We start from the raw sequence: 4,572 nt of genomic DNA, 5'->3' as shown, positions 1-4,572 counted from the left end.
GCGTTCGGCGCTGAAGGTCACGTAGCCGATGATGGCGAGCCGCACCGCCTCGAGATCGTCCATCTCAGGGTCCAGTCCGACCGCGAGCAATCGTTCTTCGAGGTCGGTCATGCATCGCTCCATGGTCGCGAACCACAGATCTTCCTTGCTGCCGAAGCGCGCGTTGAGCAGGGCGTGGCTGACGCCGATCTCACGACCCAGTTCGCGGACGGAAACCCCGTCGAAGCCGCGCTCGGCGAATGCCTTGAGCGCCGCCTCCAGCACCGCCGCCGAGTCGAGTCCCGTCCCCGCCGGCGGCCGCCCCCGGCCCCGCTTTCCTGTCTCCCGCACCGATCCTCCTCCGTACCAGCGTCCTGACCGTCGTTCCGTGCTTCGCGGCGCTTGCAATAAATTACCAGACGTCTATTATCGATGAAGAGAGCCGCCCGGCGCATTCTTCACCGAGACAGGGAGACAGGGAATGAAGACCGAGCCCTTCCGGATGGCCGAGCAGGCCGCCGACTACCAGCAGCTGGGGATCGCGCGCGGGGACATCGCCCCCTGGGAGGACGGCTTCCGCACCAGCCCTGGCGGCCCGGGCACCTTCGAGTGGTGGTACTTCGATGCCGTCCTCGACGACGGAGCGACCTTGGTGATCAACTTCCTGGTGAAGGACATCCGTGGTGGCAAGGGCCTCGACCAGCCACCGGCACCGCTGGTCACGTTCGAGCTGGACCGGGCGGACGGTACTCATGTCGAACGCTCCGTCCACGTGGCCGAGGATGCGTTCTTCTCCTCGACCGGGCACTGCGATGTGCACATGGGAGCCAACACCATCTCGGGTGACCTGCACACGTACAACATCCGGGTGGAGCTGGACGGTGTGAGCGCGGATGTCAGGCTGACCGGCCAGGTGCCGTCGTGGCGTCCGGAGACCGGCCACATGTACTTCGGTGACGGAGACAAGCGGCGGACCTTCGCCTGGCTGCCGTCGGTACCGCAGGGAGAGGTCGACGCGATCCTGACGATCGACGGGAAGACCGAGCACCTCAAGGGCATCGGCTACCACGACCACAACTGGGGCGACGCGCCCATGAAGGACCTGATCCACCACTGGTACTGGGCTCGCGCCCGGGTGGACGACTACACCGTGATCGCCTCGTACATCACCGGCGAGAAGAAGTACGGGTACGCCGAGACCCCGATCTTCCTGCTGGCCAAGGAGGGCAAGATCATCGCGGACAACGCCTCGCTGGTGCACTTCAGCAAGTCCGAGGAGCACCTCGATCCCGTCACCAGCAAACCCGTCGCCGACGTCGTCGTCTACGAGTACGACGCCGGGTCCGAGGGCGGCGAGCATTACCGGGTCACGTTCCGGCGCGAGAAGACCATCGTGCAGAACCCGATGATCAACTCGGTCAAAGGCCTCAAGCGGTTGCTCGCCCGGTTGGTCGGCTTCGACGGCGCGTACCTGCGCTTCACCGGTCAGGTGACGGTGGAACGGCTCTCCGGCGAGGCCGCGACCATCACCGCTCCCGGTCTCTGGGAACTCATGTACTTCGGCAAAAACCTCGACGCCTGAATAACCCCGAACTTTGCGATGGGACTTTGCCTGACCCGGTATATCGCCTAAGCTCTTCTCCGTGACTACCGGGTCGGCCTTGAGCCAAGAACGAGTTGGGTACCCGGCTGCGCTCTGAGCGCCGGCAGGGCCGCTAGAGGCCCGCCTTCTCCTTGATCTACGTGCTTTCAGCGCGTACTACGTATCCCGCGACGCCACGGTCTACCCCCTGGGTCGCGTCTCCCGGCAGTCCTTCGTGCTGCCGCACACCACCTTCGCAACGCAGCGCTCAGTGCTGCGCTGAATTCTTTCGGGGCGCTTTGTGCTGCCCATTTACCTGTCTTTGATGGAAAGAGGAGAATGCTCAACGATTTCACCCAGCAGATCATCACCGAGTTCCGCGCCAACGCCGGCCAGGTCGGCGGCCCCTTCGACGGAGCGCGGCTGCTTCTGCTCACCACCACCGGCGCCCGCTCCGGCCGACCGCACACGACGATCCTCGGCTACTACCCCGACACCGACGACCGCATCTTCATCGTGGGCTCCGCGGGTGGTGGTCCGAAGCACCCGGACTGGTACCACAACCTGCTCGCCGACCCCGTCGTCACCGTCGAGGACGGCACCTTCACCTACGAAGCTCGCGCGGAACCACTCCACGGCACGGAACGCGACGAGATCTTCGCCCGCCTGACCGAAGCCGATCCCGGCTGGGGCGAGTACCAGTCCAAGACCACCCGCACGATCCCGGTGGTCGCCCTGCGGCAGGTCGCTTGGGGACCGCCGAACACCTCGTCCTTCGGCGAGATGCTCAAGCGCATCCACGGCGCGTTCCGCCGGGAACTCGCCCTGATCCGCCGCGAGGTGGCCACTTCCGGGCCAACCCTCGGCGCTCAACTCCGGATCAACTGCCTCACCCTCTGCCAGGGCCTCCACATCCACCACACCCACGAGACCGATGGCATGTTCCCCGCGTTGCTGGCCCGTTATCCCGAACTGGCTCCCACCATCACCCAACTCCAGTCCGACCACGACAAGATCGCCCTCCTCCTGGACGACCTCCAACAGCTGATCTCAACCCCCACCCCCACCTCGGTCCTCCCCGAGCTCGACCACCTGATCGAAACCCTCAACAACCACCTGGACCACGAAGAGAAACACCTGATCCACATCTTCTGACCACCCCCGGGCGGCTCCGCGCAATCGGAGCCGCCCGGGCTCTGCGTGGCGGGGTACGGGCTCACAGATTCTTAGGAGTACACTTCTTAAAAGTATAGTCCTAAGAATCGGAGCTGCATGGTCGACGCTGTCATCAAGCCGCCGCACGTCTTCGGCCGGGATGCCGAGTGGGCAGGTCTCGCCTCGTTCGTGACGAGGCCGGCCACCCACGCCATGCTGGGTGTTGTCAGCGGACGCCGACGGATGGGCAAGACCTACCTGCTCCGTGCCCTGGTCGAGCAGCAGCGCGGGTTCTACTTCGGAGCGACAGCAGCGACCGCAGGAGAGTCGCTGCGCCAGTTCGGAACGGCCTTAGCCTCGTACGCCGGGTCGCCGTCGCCTTTCTCCTTCGCGACGTGGGACGACGCGATCAGCTATCTGTTCAGTCTGGCGGCGCCGAATCGTTCGGACGGCCCGCTACTGGTCGTCATCGACGAGTTCCCCTATCTGGCCAAAACCGCACCGGAGCTCCCTTCGGTGATCCAGCGCGAGATCGACCGCTTCCAGGTCGAGCCGAGCTCGATGCGGCTGATGTTGTGCGGATCGGCGATGTCGGTGATGGGCGGCCTGCTGGCCCGTACTGCGCCGCTGCGCGGGCGGGCGCAACTCGAACTCGTGGTCCGGCCGTTCGGCTATCGGGACTCGGCCGAGTTCTGGGGTGTCGCGGACGACCCGGCTCTTGCCGCCAGATTGCACGCGGTCCTTGGCGGCACTCCTGCCTACCGACGGCAGTTCCTGGCCGACGACGCTCCTACGAGCCTGCAGGACTTCGACGAATGGATCTCCCGGACGGTGTTGTCGCCGCTGAGCCCGCTCTTCCGGGAGGCGCGGTATCTCCTGGCCGAGGAGACCGATATCAGGGACACGGCGCTCTATCACTCCGTGCTCGCCGCGGTAGCGGAAGGAAACTCCACCCGCGGCGGGATCGCGAACTACATCGGGCGCAAGGCCGTCGACATCTCGCATCCGCTCAATGTGCTGGAGGACAGCCATCTGCTCGAGCGTGAGGAAGACATGTTCAGGTCAGGCAGAGCGCAGTACCGGATCACTGAACCGCTGATCAACTTCTACGAGTCGGTGATGCGGCCGGCCTGGGCACGACTGGAATCAGGCCAGGGAAACGAGGTCTGGGCGCAGTCGGGCGAGCGCTTCTCCGCGAAGGTCGCCGGCCCGCACTTCGAGACCATCTGCCGTGAATACATGTTGGGTGCTGGTCAGTCCCTGCTCGATGGCTCCTTGGGACAAGTCGGCCGCGGCGTTGTCAGCGATGCAACCCGGCATCAGCAGATCGAGGTCGATGTCGCAGTCACCGAACGGCCCCGGGGGACCGCCAGAGTCAGAGTGGCGATGCTCGGCGAAGCCAAATGGGGCACCGTGATGGGCATCAACCACCTTGACCGTCTCACCCGGGCCCGGGAGCTCCTTTCTCACCGTGGCCTCGATACCGCCGGATGCCTCCTGACTTGCTTCAGCGCAGAGGGTTTCAGTGATGCCCTGCGAGCTGCGGCCGATCGGGACGACGTCCAGCTCGTTACCCTCGAAGACCTTTACCACTGACAAACGACCTGCACCTCGGTCTTGGTTTTCATACCCTGGCGGTCATGCAGGTTCATGATGACGAGGCGTTCTTGGGGTATGTGAGTGGGCGGCTGGCGGCGTTGCCGTGGGTGGAGGCGGTGGCGTTGGGGGGTTCTCGGGCGACGGGGGCTCAGGGGCCGGGGAGCGATTGGGACTTTGCGGTGTACTACCGCGGGCCGTTCTCTCCTGAAGATCTGCGGGCCGTCGGCTGGCCGGGCGAGGTTTCCGAGATCGGGGGA

The 4,572-nt window shown here is 65.1% G+C and carries 5 protein-coding genes; 4 read left to right on the top strand and 1 reads right to left on the bottom strand.

Going from position 1 to position 4,572, the window contains the following annotated elements:
• The coding region (locus tag VFG33_RS05560) for a TetR/AcrR family transcriptional regulator (RefSeq protein WP_325023085.1) at window positions 1-330 on the bottom strand (330 nt) is incomplete at its 3' end.
• A gap of 130 nt (window positions 331-460) precedes the next feature.
• Here VFG33_RS05560 and VFG33_RS05555 point away from each other — a divergent pair.
• The 4 genes from VFG33_RS05555 to VFG33_RS05540 form a co-directional block, all read left to right on the top strand.
• Window positions 461-1,561, top strand: coding sequence for a carotenoid 1,2-hydratase family protein (locus tag VFG33_RS05555; RefSeq protein WP_325023083.1), 1,101 nt, complete (start codon window positions 461-463; stop codon window positions 1,559-1,561).
• 339 nt (window positions 1,562-1,900) lie between these two features.
• The gene (locus VFG33_RS05550; RefSeq protein WP_325023081.1) at window positions 1,901-2,716 is read left to right on the top strand and encodes a nitroreductase/quinone reductase family protein; all 816 of its coding nucleotides are present in this window, start codon (window positions 1,901-1,903) and stop codon (window positions 2,714-2,716) included.
• A gap of 117 nt (window positions 2,717-2,833) precedes the next feature.
• Complete coding sequence (locus VFG33_RS05545) at window positions 2,834-4,312, top strand: ATP-binding protein (RefSeq protein WP_325023080.1); 1,479 nt, start codon at window positions 2,834-2,836, stop codon at window positions 4,310-4,312.
• A 44-nt stretch (window positions 4,313-4,356) separates the two neighbouring features.
• Window positions 4,357-4,572, top strand: a 216-nt coding sequence (locus VFG33_RS05540) for a nucleotidyltransferase domain-containing protein (RefSeq protein ID WP_325023079.1), incomplete at its 3' end; no start/stop codon positions are given.

This window comes from Kribbella sp., assembly GCF_035687465.1.
GTDB lineage: Bacteria > Actinomycetota > Actinomycetes > Propionibacteriales > Kribbellaceae > Kribbella.
The sequence above is the reverse complement of the archived record's forward strand: the minus strand, read 5'-3'. Positions and strand labels throughout refer to the sequence as shown.